The organism is Micromonospora sp. NPDC048930 (genome assembly GCF_043197935.1).
Lineage (GTDB): Bacteria > Actinomycetota > Actinomycetes > Mycobacteriales > Micromonosporaceae > Micromonospora.
In genome coordinates, this window is the sequence record NZ_JBICUB010000011.1 from 31,046 (window position 1) to 45,419 (window position 14,374).

The 14,374-nt window shown below is 75.3% G+C and carries 18 protein-coding genes; 10 read left to right on the top strand and 8 right to left on the bottom strand.

Annotation, left to right across the window (positions count from 1 at the left end; translation table 11 throughout):
- Positions 1-36 precede the first annotated feature (36 nt).
- Complete coding sequence (locus ACGFI9_RS25960) at positions 37-1,053, top strand: helix-turn-helix transcriptional regulator (RefSeq protein WP_393181808.1); 1,017 nt, start codon at positions 37-39, stop codon at positions 1,051-1,053.
- A 91-nt stretch (positions 1,054-1,144) separates the two neighbouring features.
- On the opposite strand, the gene ACGFI9_RS25965 is transcribed toward ACGFI9_RS25960, so the two are convergent.
- A complete protein-coding gene (locus ACGFI9_RS25965; RefSeq protein WP_393181809.1) occupies positions 1,145-2,620 on the bottom strand; it encodes a PLP-dependent aminotransferase family protein in 1,476 nt (491 codons plus the stop codon).
- 29 nt (positions 2,621-2,649) lie between these two features.
- Here ACGFI9_RS25965 and ACGFI9_RS25970 point away from each other — a divergent pair, with 29 nt between their 5' ends.
- Together ACGFI9_RS25970 and ACGFI9_RS25975 are read left to right on the top strand one after the other, a co-directional pair.
- Complete coding sequence (locus ACGFI9_RS25970) at positions 2,650-3,261, top strand: LysE family translocator (RefSeq protein WP_393181811.1); 612 nt, start codon at positions 2,650-2,652, stop codon at positions 3,259-3,261.
- Positions 3,262-3,270: 9 nt separating this feature from the next.
- Positions 3,271-3,969, top strand: a complete 699-nt coding sequence (locus tag ACGFI9_RS25975; RefSeq protein ID WP_393181813.1) for a B3/4 domain-containing protein — start codon at positions 3,271-3,273, stop codon at positions 3,967-3,969.
- Between the two features lie 13 nt (positions 3,970-3,982).
- Here the strand turns inward: ACGFI9_RS25975 and ACGFI9_RS25980 are convergent, their stop codons facing one another.
- On the bottom strand, positions 3,983-4,585 hold the full coding sequence (locus ACGFI9_RS25980) for an MBL fold metallo-hydrolase (RefSeq protein WP_393181815.1): 603 nt from the start codon (positions 4,583-4,585) through the stop codon (positions 3,983-3,985).
- A gap of 41 nt (positions 4,586-4,626) precedes the next feature.
- A complete protein-coding gene (locus tag ACGFI9_RS25985) occupies positions 4,627-5,016 on the bottom strand; it encodes a hypothetical protein (protein ID WP_393181817.1) in 390 nt (129 codons plus the stop codon).
- Between the two features lie 70 nt (positions 5,017-5,086).
- Here ACGFI9_RS25985 and ACGFI9_RS25990 point away from each other — a divergent pair, with 70 nt between their 5' ends.
- The gene (locus tag ACGFI9_RS25990; RefSeq protein WP_393181819.1) at positions 5,087-5,515 is read left to right on the top strand and encodes an archease; all 429 of its coding nucleotides are present in this window, start codon (positions 5,087-5,089) and stop codon (positions 5,513-5,515) included.
- Between the two features lie 8 nt (positions 5,516-5,523).
- Here ACGFI9_RS25990 and ACGFI9_RS25995 read toward each other — a convergent pair whose 3' ends face one another.
- Positions 5,524-6,942: an RtcB family protein gene (locus ACGFI9_RS25995; RefSeq protein WP_393181821.1), complete on the bottom strand. Its 1,419-nt coding sequence runs from the start codon at positions 6,940-6,942 to the stop codon at positions 5,524-5,526.
- Positions 6,943-7,018: 76 nt separating this feature from the next.
- Here ACGFI9_RS25995 and ACGFI9_RS26000 point away from each other — a divergent pair, with 76 nt between their 5' ends.
- Entirely contained in the window at positions 7,019-7,825 is an 807-nt protein-coding gene (locus ACGFI9_RS26000) for an SDR family oxidoreductase (protein ID WP_393181822.1), read from the top strand.
- Positions 7,826-7,972: 147 nt separating this feature from the next.
- Positions 7,973-8,383: an SSI family serine proteinase inhibitor gene (locus ACGFI9_RS26005; RefSeq protein WP_393181824.1), complete on the top strand. Its 411-nt coding sequence runs from the start codon at positions 7,973-7,975 to the stop codon at positions 8,381-8,383.
- A gap of 43 nt (positions 8,384-8,426) precedes the next feature.
- Here ACGFI9_RS26005 and ACGFI9_RS26010 read toward each other — a convergent pair whose 3' ends face one another.
- Complete coding sequence (locus ACGFI9_RS26010; protein WP_393181827.1) at positions 8,427-9,035, bottom strand: hypothetical protein; 609 nt, start codon at positions 9,033-9,035, stop codon at positions 8,427-8,429.
- A 301-nt stretch (positions 9,036-9,336) separates the two neighbouring features.
- On the opposite strand from ACGFI9_RS26010, the gene ACGFI9_RS26015 reads away from it, so the two are divergent.
- The 3 genes from ACGFI9_RS26015 (at position 9,337) to ACGFI9_RS26025 (ending at position 10,963) form a co-directional block, all read left to right on the top strand.
- On the top strand, positions 9,337-10,257 hold the full coding sequence (locus ACGFI9_RS26015) for a pentapeptide repeat-containing protein (protein ID WP_393181829.1): 921 nt from the start codon (positions 9,337-9,339) through the stop codon (positions 10,255-10,257).
- 213 nt (positions 10,258-10,470) lie between these two features.
- The gene (locus ACGFI9_RS26020; protein WP_393181832.1) at positions 10,471-10,674 is read left to right on the top strand and encodes a preprotein translocase YidC; all 204 of its coding nucleotides are present in this window, start codon (positions 10,471-10,473) and stop codon (positions 10,672-10,674) included.
- A 40-nt stretch (positions 10,675-10,714) separates the two neighbouring features.
- On the top strand, positions 10,715-10,963 hold the full coding sequence (locus ACGFI9_RS26025; protein ID WP_393181834.1) for a hypothetical protein: 249 nt from the start codon (positions 10,715-10,717) through the stop codon (positions 10,961-10,963).
- Here ACGFI9_RS26025 and ACGFI9_RS26030 read toward each other — a convergent pair.
- The 3 genes from ACGFI9_RS26030 to rnhA all read right to left on the bottom strand — a co-directional run bounded on the left by ACGFI9_RS26030 (position 10,894) and on the right by rnhA (position 12,965).
- On the bottom strand, positions 10,894-11,184 hold the full coding sequence (locus tag ACGFI9_RS26030) for a ferredoxin (protein WP_393181835.1): 291 nt from the start codon (positions 11,182-11,184) through the stop codon (positions 10,894-10,896). The genes ACGFI9_RS26025 and ACGFI9_RS26030 overlap by 70 nt on opposite strands.
- On the bottom strand, positions 11,181-12,404 hold the full coding sequence (locus ACGFI9_RS26035; protein WP_393181838.1) for a cytochrome P450: 1,224 nt from the start codon (positions 12,402-12,404) through the stop codon (positions 11,181-11,183). Before ACGFI9_RS26035 ends, ACGFI9_RS26030 begins: the two co-directional genes overlap by 4 nt.
- A gap of 84 nt (positions 12,405-12,488) precedes the next feature.
- On the bottom strand, positions 12,489-12,965 hold the full coding sequence (gene rnhA / locus ACGFI9_RS26040; RefSeq protein WP_393181841.1) for a ribonuclease HI: 477 nt from the start codon (positions 12,963-12,965) through the stop codon (positions 12,489-12,491).
- 118 nt (positions 12,966-13,083) lie between these two features.
- On the opposite strand from rnhA, the gene ACGFI9_RS26045 reads away from it, so the two are divergent.
- The gene (locus ACGFI9_RS26045; RefSeq protein ID WP_393181844.1) at positions 13,084-14,193 is read left to right on the top strand and encodes a serine hydrolase domain-containing protein; all 1,110 of its coding nucleotides are present in this window, start codon (positions 13,084-13,086) and stop codon (positions 14,191-14,193) included.
- Positions 14,194-14,374: the final 181 nt, after the last annotated feature.

Below are 14,374 nucleotides of genomic sequence, written 5' to 3' on the forward strand. Positions count from 1 at the left end.
GGTAGGGCCCCTCCCCTGACAGCTAATGTCAGTGGAATGCGGGCCAGTCGTCTCCTGTCCATCCTGCTTCTGCTCCAGTCCCACGGCCGGCTCACCGCAGCCGAGCTGGCGCGCCGCCTGGAGGTCTCGGTCCGCACCGTCTACCGGGACGTCGAGGCGCTGCACGCCGCCGGCATCCCGCTGTACGGCGAGGCCGGCCACGCCGGCGGGTACCAGTTGGTCGACGGCTGGCGGACCCGGCTGACCGGGCTCACCGCCGAGGAGGCCGACCGGCTGCTCTTCGCCGGACTGCCCGGGCCGGCCGCCGAGCTGGGCTACCAGTCGGTCGTCGCCACCCTGCAACTCAAGCTGCGGGCCGCGCTGCCGCCGCCGCTCGCCGACCGGGCCGCCCAGCTCCAGCAGCGCTTCCACCTGGACACCCCGGGCTGGTACTCGGACGGCGACCCGTCGCCGTACCTGGCGCCGACGGCCGAGGCGGTGTGGCGCCAGCACCGGATCCGGGTGCGCTACCGCAGCTGGACTGGCGAGGTGACCCGGGTGCTCGAACCGTACGGGCTGGTGCTCAAGGGCGGCCGCTGGTACGTGGTGGCCGCCCGGCCGGACCGCCCCGAGCCGGCCACCTACCGGGTCAACCAGATCCTCGACCTGGCGCCGCTGGACGAGTCGTTCGACCGGCCCGAGTTCGACCTGCCCGGCTGGTGGCGGGCGCACGTGGTGGAGTTCCGGGCCCGGCTGCACCGGGACGAGGCCACCATCCGGCTGTCCCCGCGCGGCCGGGAACGGCTGCAGGAGATCGCCAGCGACGCGGTGGTCGCCGCGGTGGACGCCACCGCCGGGCCGCCCGACGACGACGGGTGGGTGCGGGCCGCCGTACCGATCGAGTCGCTCACCCACGCACACGGTGACCTGCTGCGGCTCGGCGCCGAGGTGGAGGTCCTCTCCCCCGCCGCGCTGCGCGACCGGCTCGCCGACACCGCCGCCGCGCTCGCCGCCCTCTACCACCGTCAGGCTCCGCCGCTCCCCGCACGCCGCCAGGCACAGGCATCCGGTTGATCAAGGAGTTTGCGTCGGTGCCTCTCCTCGGCGACGCCAAGTCCTTGATCAACAGACTCGGCAGGGGTGCGGCGCGCGGTGCGGGGCGGGGTCAGGGGAGGTCGCGGAGGGCGGCGGCGACGGTGGCGATGCCACGGTCGATGTCGCCGGCGGGGTTGGCGGCGTAGCCGAGGACCAGGCCGGGCGGCTGGGGGTGCTGCCCGTGCCAGGACAGCGGCTGCACCTTGACGCCCCGGCGCAGCGCCGCGGCGGCCACCGCCACGTCGTCCACGTCGCCGGGCAGGGTGATCAGCAGGTGCAGGCCGGCGGCGGCGCCGTGCACCACCGCCCCGGGCAGGTGATCGCGAATCGCCCGGAGCATCGCGTCGCGGCGGCGTACGTGCCGGCGGCGCAGCAGCCGCAGGTGGCGTTCGAGCGCGCCGGAGTCCATCAGCTCGGCCAGCACCAGCTGGGGCAGGGCCGCGGTGCCGAGGTCGGCCATCCGCTTGGCGGCCACCAGGGCGGCATGGTGCCGGGGCGGCACGAGCACCCAGCCGATCCGCAGCGCCGGGGCGAGCAGTTTGGAGACGCTGCCGGTGTAGCAGACCTGGTCGGGCAGCATGCCGTGCAGGGCCGGCACCGGCGGCCGGTCGTAGCGGTGTTCGGCGTCGTAGTCGTCCTCGATGACCAGGCCACCCCGCTCGGCCCAGCGCAGCAGCCGGCGGCGCCGGTCCCCGTCGAGCACCACGCCGGTCGGGAACTGGTGTGCCGGGGTGAGCATCACCGCCGGCGCGCCGGTGGCCGCCAGCCGGTCGACGCGCAGCCCGCGGGCGTCGACCGGCACCGGCGGGGTGTCCAGCCGCCAGTTGCGCAGGTGCTGGCGTACGCCGAGGGAACCGGGATCCTCCACCGCGACGGTGTGCACGTCGACGTCGTGCAGCACCTGGGCGAGCAGGCCGAGGGCCTGGGACACCCCGGCGACGATCACCACCTCGGCCGGGTCGACCCGGATGCCCCGGTTACGGGCCAGCCAGGTGGCCACCGCGAGGCGCAGGGCGGGGGTGCCGGTCGGGTCGCCGTACCCGAAGTCGGCGGGCGCGAGGCGGTGCAGCACCGCGCGTTCGGCCCGCAGCCAGGCCGCGCGAGGAAAGGCGGCCAGATCGGGTACGCCGGGCGTCAGGTCCAGCTCCGCCGGGGCGGTCCGCAGCGCGTCGAAGACGTCGGCGCCGGGACGGGCGGCGAACACCTCCACCGGCGCGGGCGGCGCCGGCAGCCGGGTCACCACCGCGGCGGGGGTGGCCACCACGACGGTGCCGGCGCGGCCCCGGCCGACCACGTGGCCGTCCTCGGTCAGCCGCTGATACGCCTCGGTCACCACGCCCCGGGAGACCCCCAGCTCGGCGGCGAGGACCCGGCTGGCCGGCAGCCGCGCGCCGACCGGCACCCGCCCGTCGGAGATGGCGGCCCGCAGCCGCCCGGCCAGCCACTCGGCGCGCCCGCCGGGCGGGGCCTCCCCCACGTCGAGCTGGAGGAAGTCGGCACCGGCTGTTATGGACTCCTCAGCCTCGGTTGGTTTGGCCCTGTCCACCGGGCCATTATGGCCGCAGGCTGGACGGCATGACCATCGCCTTCCTGTTGACCACGCTGGTCGTGGTGCTCACCCCGGGCACCGGCGTGGTGTACACGCTCGCGACCGCCCTCGCCTCCGGCCGACGCGCCGGTCTCGCCGCCGCGGTCGGCTGCACGGTCAGCCTCGTACCGCACCTGGCCGCCGCCGTGACCGGCCTGGCCGCCGTGCTGCGCGCCGGCACCCCGGCGTTCCGGGTGGTGACCTGGCTGGGGGTGGCGTACCTGCTCTGGATGGCCTGGTCCGCGCTGCGCGACCGGGCGCCGCTGCTCGTCGACGACGGCCGCCCGCCCCGGCCGACCGCCCGGGTGGTCCGCGACGGCGTGCTGGTGAACCTGCTCAACCCCAAGGTGACCGTGTTCTTCGTGGCGTTCCTGCCGCAGTTCGTCCCGCCGGACGCGCCGTCGGCCACCAGCCGGATGCTGCTGCACGGCCTGGTCTTCATGCTGGCCACGCTCGTCGTCTTCGCCGGGTTCGGGGTGCTGGCCGGCACGCTGCGCCGCCGGGTCCTGGCCCGGCCCCGGCTGACCGCGCTGCTGCGGCACGGCTTCGCCGGCAGCTTCCTCGCCCTCGGCCTCGGCCTGGCCCTGACCGCCCGATAAGGAGCCCTCGTGCGATTCCGCCACTCCCCGCAGGTCTGGTCGACCTTCCCCGAACTGAGCTGCGGCGTGCTGCACGCCGCCGGGGTCGACCCCACCGTCGACGTCGGATCGTTCCTCGCCCGCCAGGCCGCCGCGGCCCGGGCCCGCCTCGCCGCCGGGCCGGAGGGCGGCTTCCCGGAGATCCAGGCGTGGCGGCGGGCCTTCGCCCGGATGGGGCTGCCGCCGACCCGCTACCGGTGTGCCGCCGAGTCGCTGCTGCGCCGGTTCCGCCGCGACGGCGAACTGCCCCGGCTGCACCCGCTGGTGGACCTCGGCAACGCCCTGTCCATCGGGTACGCCGTGCCGGTCGCGGTCCTCGACGTCGACCGGATCGCCGGCGACCTGACGGTACGCCCGGCCACCGGAGCGGAGACGTACCTGACCCTCGGCGGCGACCCGGAGCATCCCGAACCGGACGAGCTGATCTTCGCGGACACTGCCGGCCGAGCCCACTCCCGGCGCTGGACCCACCGGCAGAGCGGCTGGTCGGCGGTCCGCGACGGCACCGGCGAGGTGCTGGTGGTGATCGAGGCGATGCACGACGGTGGGGCGGAGACGGTGCGACGGATGCTGGCGGAGCTGACCACCGTGCTGGTGGCGCCGGCCCGGACGGCGGTGCTCACCGCCGACGCGCCGGAGTTCCTGGTGACGGCGGCGCGGGCAGGCTGACGGCCTGCGCCGGTCAGGCGGTCTCGCCCGTCGCCAGGTGCCGGTAGCCCGGGACGGTCTCGCCGAACCAGCCGTTGACGCTGGCCAGGCCCCGGTCGTTGAGCTGGGCATCGTGGATCGGGAAGGCCTGGCGGGCGCCGACCGTCGTGGCGAAGGTGATCGCCTCGGTCAGTTTCAACCAGGACCCCTGCGCCGGCACCAGCAGCGTCTCCACCGGGGCGCCGGGCAACGCCAGCGAATCCCCCGGATGGTAGACCGCGTCGTCGACGAGGTAGCCGAGGTTGGCACAGTCCGGCTGTCCGTCGTGGATGACGGCGTGCCGGCCGCCCACGGCGGTGACGGCGAAACCCGCGGCGGTGAAGCGGTCGCCTGCGGCCACCCGGTTCACCGCCAGCGGCGCGAGGTCGGGCAGCCGGGCCCCGTCCGGCGCGAAGACCGGCACGCCGAGGCCGGCCAGCCGCAGCACGTCGACGTGGTCGGCGTGCTCGTGGGTGAGCAGCACCGCGTCCGCCCCGACCAGGGCGGCCGGCTCACTCCACACCCCCGGGTCGACGACCAGGACGCGACCCTCGTGTTCGAGCCGGACGCACGCGTGGGTCCACTTTGTGATCTTCACCCGGTCAACCTAGCCGGGACACGGCGCCCCGGGGATCCCCGTCAGCCGTCGCCCCGCCGATGGTCCTCGTCGCCGGCGTCCATGATCTCGTCGAATTCGGCCGGGGTGATCTCGCCGGTGCGCAGCCGGCGGGCGTTGGCGGCGAACCGGGCGATCGCCGCGCCGCGCGGGTCTGGCGGCGTCAGCAGGCCGTTCTCCACTCCGAGGGCGGTCGCCTCGTCGGCGACCCGCCGCGGATCGTCGGTGTCGACCGGCTCGCCGTGCAGCTCGCGCAACGCCACGGCGAGCTGCACGTCGGCGGTGCCCCACCACCGCCGGGCCAGCTCGACCGTGCGGCCGAGGCTGCCCCCGTCGACCTGCTCGGCGCGCAGGACGGCACGCATCATGCTGAGGAAGGTGACGGTGACGGCGTCGGAATCATCGGCGATCATGCCTGCACCCTAACGAGCCGATGCGACAAAACCCGCGGGGGCACCCGGGCGGGGCCGGCATGATCGGGGCATGGAGCGACGACCGCCCAGGGGGCACCGGAACGTCCCGCACACCGCCGACGTCCGGATCGAGGCGTGGGCGCCGGATCGGGAGGGCTGCGTGGCGGAGGCGGTCGCCGCGATGGTGGACGGCTTCGTGGACGCCACCGGCGTGGCCGCCGAGGCGGAGACGGAGCACCGGGTGCCGCCCGGCGACGACGCGGATCTGCTGGTCGGTGTCCTCGACGAGGTGATCTTCCGGTTGGACACGCGGGGTGACGTGCCACTGGAGACCGAGGTGCGGCCGGCCGAGGACGGCGGCCTGCTGGTGCGCTGGCAGGTGGTCGGCGCGGACGCGGTGGAGGCGGTGGGCGCGGTCCCGAAGGCGGTGTCCCTGCACGAGCTGCGCTTCGGCCCGGACGAGGCGGGCTGGTCCTGCGCGGTGACGCTGGACGTGTGAGGCTCGGGTCAGCCCTTCACCACGCCGAGCGGCACCAGCCGGGCCACCCGCCGGCACAGGCCCGCCCCCTCGGCCGCCGCCACCACGGCGGTGATGTCCTTGTACGCGGCCGGCATCTCCTCGGCCAGCCCACGGCGGGACGCGCCGCGCACCGCGATGTCCTGCGCCTCCAGCTCGCGGCGCGGGTCGTGCCCGCGTACCGCCTTGGTGGCCTGCTTGCGGCTCTGCACCCGGCCGGCGCCGTGGCAGGTGGAGGCCCAGGCCGGTGAGCCGGGGACGCCGGTGAGGACGTACGAGCCGGTGCCCATCGAGCCGGGGATGAGCACCGGCTGCCCGACCGGGCTCAGGTCCTCCGGCAGGTCGGGGTGCCCGGGCGGCAGGGCCCGGGTGGCGCCCTTGCGGTGCACGCAGAGTCGGCGCGGCGTCCCGTCCACGTGGTGCGTCTCGATCTTGGCGAGGTTGTGCGAGATGTCGTACACGAGGTCGAGGTCGCAGCCGGTGACCCGGGTGAAGACCTGCCGGGCCGAGTGGGTGAGCAGTTGCCGGTTGGCCCGGGCGTAGTTGGCGGCGGCCGCCATCGCCCCCAGGTACGCCCGGCCCTCGTGGGACGACACCGGCGCGCAGGCCAGCTGCCGGTCGGGCACGTGGATCCCGTAGCCGACCATCGCCTTCTCCATCTCGCGCACGTAGTCCGTGCAGATCTGGTGGCCCAGGCCGCGCGAGCCGCAGTGGATCATCACGCAGACCTGGCCGGCCCGCAGCCCGAACGCCGACGCCACCGCCTCGTCGTAGACCTCCTCGACGGCCTGCACCTCGAGGAAGTGGTTCCCCGAGCCGAGGCTGCCGACCTGGCGCGCGCCGCGTTCCACCGCCCGCTCGCTCACCTGAGCCGGGTTCGCGTCGTCGACCGCGCCGTAGTCCTCGCAGCGGTCCAGGTCCCGCTGGACGCCGTAGCCGCGCTCGACGGCGTACCGGGAGCCGCCGCGCAGCACCGCGTCGAGCTCGGCGCGGTCGCCCAGGTGCCACACCGCGCCTTTGCCCATGCCGCGCGGGGTGGACTCGCCGAGGCCGTCCATCACCGCGTCGAGGCGCGGGCGCAGCGCGTCCCGGTCCAGGTCGGCGGCGAGCAGGCGCACCCCGCAGGAGATGTCGAAGCCGACCCCGCCGGGCGAGACCACTCCCCCGTCCTCGATGTCCGTGGCCGCCACCCCGCCGATCGGGAATCCGTAGCCCCAGTGCACGTCCGGCATGGCGTACGAGGCGTCGACGATGCCGGGCAGCGTGGCGACGTTCGCGACCTGGTCCAGGGACCGGTCCGCGTCGGCGTCCGGCAGCAGCGACCGGGAGGCGAACACCACGCCGGGCACCCGCATCGGGTCGTGCCGGTCGATCCGGAACCGGTACGGCGACTCCTCGACCAGATCCATGCCCGCCCGGCTACCCCGGTCCGGGGCGGTTACACCCGCTCTGGTTCAGCTCGCCCGATCCGGGTAGTGCGGCAGCATGCCCCAGCGATACGAGAACTACGACCGGGTCGCGATCGTCACGGGCGCGGACTCCGGCATCGGCAAGGCGTGCGCGGTGGCGCTCGCCGAGGCCGGGTTCGACGTCGGCATCACCTGGTACGGCGACCCGGACGGCGCCGACCGTACCGCCGCCGAGGTGCGCGGCACCGGCCGCCGCTGCGAGGTCGCCGAGCACGACCTGACCCGGCTGCCCGAGGCCGCCGCGGTGGTCGACGACCTGGCCGACCGGCTCGGCGGGCTCGGCGTGCTGGTGAACAACGCCGGCACGGGCCTGGCCACGCCCTTCGTGGAGGTGTCCTGGGAGCAGTGGCGGGAGGTTCTCTCGGTCGACCTGGACGGCCCGTTCCTCTGCGCGCAGCGTGCCGCCCGGCGGATGCGGGCGGCCGGCCGGGGTGGCCGGATCATCAGCATCACGAGCGTGCACGAGCACGCGCCCCGGGTCGGCTCGTCGGCGTACTGCGCCGCCAAGGGTGGGCTGGGGCTGCTCACCAAGGTGATGGCGCAGGAGTTGGCCGCCGACGGCATCACCGTCAACGCGGTCGCCCCCGGGGAGATCGCCACGCCGATGACCGGGCAGGAGGACGTCGATCCGTTCACCGAGGAGCGCCCCGGGGTGCCGGTGGGCCGGCCCGGGGACGCCCGGGAGATCGCCGCGGTGGTGGCGCTGCTGGCCACGCCGGCGGCCGCGTACGTGACCGGGGCGTCGTGGCCGGTGGACGGGGGGATGCTGCTGATGGGGCCGCAGGCCAACGCGTTGCGCTCCGACGACTGGCGCACCATCTGACAGTCAGGGTGACCTCGGGGTTCATCGGCGTAACACCGGGTGACCCAGCGTGTTCACACCGTCGACCTAGGGTTCTGGGCGGCTCGCTCGCACGACGTGCGGGCCACCACCGGCCCCGACCCGGGGCCCCGACGGAAGGACACCAGCATGCCCTTCGCCCGACGTACCGCCGCGCTGGCCGTGGCCGGCGCCCTCGGTGGGCTCGCCGGCGTGACCGCCCCGCAGGCCGCCGGGGCCGCCCCCCGCCCCGGACCGGAGACGCCGTCGGTCCTGCTGCTCACCGTCGACGACGGAGCCGCCGACCTGCGCTCCACCGTGCTGATCTGCGGCCCGGTTGGCGGACTGCACCCCGAGCCGGCGGCCGCCTGCCGCCTGGTCGCCCGGGTGGACGGCGACCTCGACGCCCTGGCCGTGGACCCCGACCTGTGCACCCGGGAGTACGCGCCGCTGACCGCCCGGGCGGTCGGCTTCTGGCAGGACCGGCCGGTGACGTACGTCAAGACCTTCGACAACGGCTGCCTGCTGCGCCGCGGCACGGGCGCACTGTTCGACTTCTGAGACCGGGCGCGGCGCCCGCGCCCGGCGGGCGCCGCGCCCCGGCTCAGCGGTTCAGGGAGACGGAGGCCCGGGTGATGTACGCGACCTGCACGGCGAAGGCCGCCAGCGCCACCGCCACGCCGACCGCGATCGCCGGACCGGGCGAGACGCCGAACAGCCCCGTAAGCAGGGTCACACCGAGCCCGAGTAGCAGCGCGTTGACCGCGCCGACCAACGCGGCCGCGGTCAGCAGCATGTGCCAACGGCCCGGCCGGCTACCCACTGCCGCCCACTCCGCCCGCATGCCGCCCCCCTGCGTCAGGGCGTCGGCGAAGAAGTCCTGGTCGCCGGCGAACCGCCGGTGGTACCAGAGGCGGATGCGCTGGATCCGCTGCAGGTCCACCTCGTTCTCCACCATGTTCTGCACCAGCCGGGCGAAGGTCAGCAGCCCGGTGATCACCAGGGTCGGCAGCACCGCGCCGAGGTACGGCCGGAGCAGGTCCCCGCTGGTGGAGACGAAGCCCAACCCGATCAGCGCGGCGGAGAGCATGGACATGAAGATCGTCGCCCGTCCCACCGACTCGCTGATGGTGGCGCTGCGCGAGGTCTGGAGCACGAAGTGCTCCGTGGTGAGGGCGGTGAGCAGGCCCTGCTCCCGCGCGTCCTCGTCCATCCCGCGCCCCCTCCGGTCACCGTCACCATACGAAGCCCGGCACCGTCACCGGGCCCGAACACCGGACCCGCCGGCCCACCGGCCCGTCGCCCTGCCGCCTCGACGCCTGCTCAGCGACGCCACCGGCGGATCTCGCGGTCGCCCAGGCCCTTTCGGTGGCCTGGAGTAGACCAACGCGGGGCACCGGCGCACCCGCGGGACGGGGCGTTCCGGTGGGGCGGAGAATGACGGTGGGCGTCAGGTGGGCGCCGGGTGGCGGCGACGGGGGTTCGGCGTGTCGGAGGCGGTGGAGGAACGGCCGGTGGCCGATACCGGTCACGAGCTGGCGGCCGACTGCTCCCGCTGTTTCGGGATCTGCTGCGTCGCGCCGGCGTTCGCCGCCTCCGCCGACTTCGCGATCGACAAGCCCGCCGGGCGGCCCTGCCCGAACCTGGGCCCCGACTCCCGCTGCGGCATCCATCGCGACCTGCGGCAGCGGGGCTTTCCCGGCTGCACGGTCTTCGACTGCTTCGGCGCCGGGCAGCACCTGGCCCAGGGGACCTTCGGCGGGCGGGACTGGCGCGAGGATCCGGCCACCGCACGGCGGATGTTCGACTCCTTCGCGGTGATGCGCCCGCTGCACGAGCTGCTCTGGTACCTGACCGAGGCGCTCGCGCTGACCCCGGCCGGCCCGCTCCGGGACGACCTGGCCGCCGCCCTGGCGCAGACCGCGCGGCTCACCGAGGGCACCCCGGACGAGCTGCTCGCCGTCGACGTCGACGCGCAGCGGGACCGGGTCAACCGGCTGCTCTCCCAGGCCAGCGAGCAGGCCCGGGCCGGCCGATCGGGCGTGGACCGGCGCGGGGCGGTGCTGATCGGGGCGGACCTGCGCCGGGCCGGCCTGTCCGGGGCGAACCTGCGGGGGGCCTGCCTGATCGGGGCGGACCTGCGCGGGGTGGACCTCGGCGCCGCCGACCTGACCGGCGCGGACCTGCGCGGGGCCGACCTGCGCGGGGCCGACCTCGGGCGGTGCCTGTTCGTGCACCAGTCCCAGCTCGACGCGGCCCGCGGCGACCAGCGCACCGTCCTGCCGCCCCGGCTGCGCCGCCCGGCCCACTGGTCGCTGGCGATCACCCCGGCCCGCTCCCCCGCCGACGCTTCCTCGGGTGGCCGGTCCAGCGGCGGGCGGTCCTCGGCCGGACGGCCACCCCACGGCCGGTCCGCGGGCCGCCGCCGGCGCTGACGCCCGCCGCCACGGCAGCCGTGCCGCCCGGACGGGTGCTCGACTCACCGTGCGGCAAGCCGCGGTGTCCGGGACGGGTGGACAGCCCGAGATGGCGCAGCCCGGGGGTCGATCACCTGCTCACACGTTTCGCGGCGGCCGGCCCGGGTAGGCGGCGGGGCACGGACGGGAGGCGGACGGGTGGGATATCGGACACGGCAGGGCGAGCAACCGATGGATCCGGCGCACGCGGAGGACGAGGCCGGCCAGGCTCGGCTGGTGCAGGTCGACGCGGACACCGACGTGCCGCCCCCGGAGCCGGGGGCGCCGAAGCCGGACGAGGTGACCCAGGACGACGGGTCGGGGGTGGCCGGCGGGGCCTCGGGCAGCAGTTCCGGGGGCTCGACCATGCCAACCCACCCGGACGCCCCTCGCTGAGCGGGCGTTTGCTCCCGGCGCGGGTGGGCAGGAGTGCGACATGACGAGTGAACAGTCGTTCGGCCGCGCGGCCACCGACGAGCCGGACGGGGCGACCGCGTACGAGGCGTCGCTGCGCCCGCCGGGCGAGTCCCTGCGCACCACCGACGACACCGGCGACGACTTCGCCGACCTGCCGGCCGAGGAGGCCCGGCCGGCCCGCGAGACGAGCCGGGCCGGTTACGACGTCGACGACGTGTCCGGCACCGGCGACCCGGCCGTCGAGGGGTACCCGACCGCCGAGGAGTGACCCGGGGTCGGCGCGTCGAGGCGGAGCGCCCCGCTCGGGCACAGGTCGACGGCACGCCGGACGCGGTCGAGCACGTCCGGCGCCGGCTCGGTGCGGCGGAGCAGCACGAGCCCGTCGGCGTCGTCCTGGTCGAACACCTCCGGGGCGGTCAGCACGCAGTTGCCCGATCCGCAGCAGCGGTCCCGGTCCACCCGTATCCGCACGTCCGCCTCCCGGGTCACCAGGCCACCAGCAGTTCGTCGAGGCCGAAGACGACCGACGTGTCCCGGGTCGGCGGCCGGCCGGCGGCGACGGCGGGGCGCAGCCCCGGGAACCGCCGGGCGAGCTCCACCAGGGCGATCCGCAGCTCCGCGCGGGCGAGGGGTTGGCCGATGCACTGGTGCACCCCGAACCCGAACGCGAGGTGCTGCTGCGCCGCCCGGTACGGGTCGAACTCGTCCGGCCGGTCGAAGACGTCGGAGTCGCGGTTGGCCAGGGCGAGCACCGCGATCACCCCTTCCCCGGCCCGGATCAGCTGCCCGCCGATCTCGACGTCCTCGGTGGCGAGCCGGGCCAGCCCGGTACGCACGACGCTGAGGTGGCGCAACAGCTCGTCGACGAGGGTGTCGGCCATCCCCTGGTCGGCGCGGAGGGCGGCGTACCGGGCGGGGTGGCGCAGCAGCAGCAGGACGCTGAGGCCGATCATGTTGGCGGTGGTCTCGTGGCCGGCGATCAGCAGCAGCACCGCCATGCCGACGAGTTCCTCGACGGCCAGCTCGCCGGTGTCCACCCGGTCCCGGGCCAGCCGGCTGAGCAGGTCGTCGGTCCGGTCGCCGGCGGCCACCTTCGTCTCGACCAGGTGGTGCAGGTAGCCCCGCAGCTCCACCACGTGCCGCTGCACCCGGTCCGGCGGGGCCGCCCGGTCGATGAGGGTGCGGCTGCGTTCCTGGAAGAAGGCGTGGTCGGCGTACGGGACGCCGAGCAGGTGGCAGATCACCATCGAGGGCACCGGCAGGGCGAAGTGGGCGACCAGGTCGGCGGGCGGGCCGGCGTCGCGCAGGTCGTCCAGAGCCCGGTCGACGGTCTGCCGGATCAGCGGCTCGATCCGCCGGACGTTCTTGATCATGAATTCGGCGGTGAGCATCCGGCGCAACCAGGCGTGCTCCGCCCCGTCCATCCGGATGAAGCCGCCCGGCGGGTTGCGGAAGGCGTCCGAGGGCAGCGGGCGCAGCAGCGGGTAGCCGGGGCGGGACATCTCGGCGCTGAAGCCGGGATGGCGCAGCAGTTGCCGGACGTCGGCGTGCCGGGTGACCAGCCACGCGCTCGCGCCGGTGGGCAGCCGGACCCGGGTGACCGGGCCGGCGAAGCGTCGCCGTTCCTCGGCGTCCAGGGGGACGAGCGGGTCGCGGTCCAGGTTGACCGGCGGCCAGAGCGGCAACTCGGCGACGGATGCAACGGTCACGTGACCACCTCCGAGGGGCGACTTTCCGTGACGACGTCGATCCGGTACGTTACCGATCGACCAGCTTCGACACAACCCGCCCGGTCAGCGGGCGGCGACGACCCCGGCCCGCGCCTCGGCCATCCCCCGGTTCGCGAGGGCGTCGGCCCGCTCGTTCTCCGGGTGCCCGTTGTGGCCCTTCACCCACAGCCAGGTCACCTCGTGCCGGGCACAGGCCGCCTCCAGCCGCTGCCACAGGTCGGCGTTCTTGACCGGCTGCTTCGCCGCGGTCACCCAACCGTTGCGCTTCCAGCCCGCCAGCCAGCCGGTGATGCCGTTGCGGACGTACGTGCTGTCGGTGTGCAGGCGTACGGTGACCGGCCGGGTCAGGCTCTCCAGGGCGCGGATCGCGGCCGTCAGCTCCATCCGGTTGTTGGTGGTCGGCGTCGCCTCGCCGCCGCACAGCTCCCGTTCGTGCCCGCCCCAGCGCAGCACCGCGCCCCAGCCGCCGGGACCGGGGTTACCGCTGCACGCCCCGTCGGTCCAGATCTCCACGACCCTGCCGGTCGCCTCCTCCGCCATGCCCGGCAACCTACCCGGTCCACCCGGGGGCGCGACCGTCCGACCCGCCCGCGCCCACCCCACCCACCCCGGTGAAATCCCGCGACAACCGGGAACCGGTCTGGCAGGGTTCCCGATCATGGACGGACGCTGGAACGGGTTGCGGGCCGAGGTACGCGCGACGATCGGCGAGCTGGTCTCCTCCGGCCGGGAGGCCGGGGTGCAGGTGGCCGCCTACCTGGACGGTGTGCCGATCGTCGAGGAGCAGGCCGGCCTCGCCGACACCACCACCGGCCGCCCACTCACCGCCGACACCCCGATCCACGCGGTCTCCACTGGCAAGGGACTGACCAGCACCGTGGTGCACGTGCTGGCCGAGCAGGGGCGCCTCGACCTCGACCTGCGGATCGCCGAGGTGTGGCCGGAGTTCGCCCGGCACGGCAAGGACGGCATCACCCTGCGGCACGCGCTGACCCACACCGCCGGGCTGCCGGCGCTGCCCGCCGACGTCACCCCGGAGGACTTCACCGGCTGGGACCGGATGTGCGCGATGCTCGCCGACGCCGAGCCGCTCTGGGGGCCCGGCGAGCGGCTGGCGTACCACGCCTGGACGTTCGGCTGGCTCGTCGGGGAGGTGGTCCGACGGGTCACCGGCCGGCCGATCTCGCAGGTCCTCGCGGAAGAGGTGGCCGGGCCGCTCGGGGTGGCCGGGGAGCTGTTCCTCGGCGTGCCGGAGTCGGAACTGCCCCGGCTGGCCCGGCTGGAGGACGCCGGCCTGGCCGCGCTGATGACCTGGGCCGGGGCGAACCTGCCGAACTTCGACGCGGTGGCCCCGCCCGCCGTCCGTCCGGACGCGACGATCGGCAGCCGGCCCGACGTGCTGCGCGCGGACGTGCCGGCGGTGGGCACCATGAGCGCCCGGGCGGTCGCCCGGATGTACGCGGCGCTGCTCGGCCCGGTCGACGGCGTACGGCTCATCTCGCCGGAGCGCCTCGCCGAGGTGTCCACGATGGCGGTCCGCGCGCCGGAGTGGGTGTTCGGCCAGGAGACCGCCTTCGGCCTCGGGTACGCGGTGGACGACGACGGGTCGTTCGGCACGGCGGGCAGCGGCGGCAGCCTCGCCTTCGCGTACCCGGAGCTGGGGCTGACGGTGGCGGCGGTGCGCAACCGGCTCGGCGCGGGCGACGGCGACCCGATGGAGGGTCTGCGGACGCTCGTCCGCGACGCGGTGGTCGCCGGGGCCGCCTGAGGCTCGCGCCGGTGGGCTTCCGACGTGGCCGGTCCCCGCGTCACGCGTGCCGCGCTCATCGCCGTCTCGGCCGGACCGGCACACCGAACAAGATGGCCTGACCCACCAATCAGCTGTCCCGGCCGCGCCGAGCGGGTCGGACGGCACTGGCCTGCTCGGTCAGCAGGGGCGACAGCGAACC

Bases quoted from the DNA above. Each gene is read 5' to 3' on its own strand.
- ACGFI9_RS25960 (WP_393181808.1), top strand. From the start codon at position 37: ATGCGGGCCAGTCGTCTCCTGTCCATCCTGCTTCTGCTCCAGTCCCAC.
- ACGFI9_RS26020 (WP_393181832.1), top strand. From the start codon at position 10,471: ATGGATCCGGCGCACGCGGAGGACGAGGCCGGCCAGGCTCGGCTGGTG.
- rnhA (WP_393181841.1), bottom strand. From the start codon at position 12,965: ATGGCGGAGGAGGCGACCGGCAGGGTCGTGGAGATCTGGACCGACGGG.
- ACGFI9_RS25995 (WP_393181821.1), bottom strand. From the start codon at position 6,942: ATGGATCTGGTCGAGGAGTCGCCGTACCGGTTCCGGATCGACCGGCAC.
- ACGFI9_RS25985 (WP_393181817.1), bottom strand. From the start codon at position 5,016: ATGATCGCCGATGATTCCGACGCCGTCACCGTCACCTTCCTCAGCATG.
- ACGFI9_RS25970 (WP_393181811.1), top strand. From the start codon at position 2,650: ATGACCATCGCCTTCCTGTTGACCACGCTGGTCGTGGTGCTCACCCCG.
- ACGFI9_RS25990 (WP_393181819.1), top strand. From the start codon at position 5,087: ATGGAGCGACGACCGCCCAGGGGGCACCGGAACGTCCCGCACACCGCC.
- ACGFI9_RS26045 (WP_393181844.1), top strand. From the start codon at position 13,084: ATGGACGGACGCTGGAACGGGTTGCGGGCCGAGGTACGCGCGACGATC.
- ACGFI9_RS26005 (WP_393181824.1), top strand. From the start codon at position 7,973: ATGCCCTTCGCCCGACGTACCGCCGCGCTGGCCGTGGCCGGCGCCCTC.
- ACGFI9_RS26025 (WP_393181834.1), top strand. From the start codon at position 10,715: ATGACGAGTGAACAGTCGTTCGGCCGCGCGGCCACCGACGAGCCGGAC.
- ACGFI9_RS26000 (WP_393181822.1), top strand. From the start codon at position 7,019: ATGCCCCAGCGATACGAGAACTACGACCGGGTCGCGATCGTCACGGGC.
- ACGFI9_RS26010 (WP_393181827.1), bottom strand. From the start codon at position 9,035: ATGGACGAGGACGCGCGGGAGCAGGGCCTGCTCACCGCCCTCACCACG.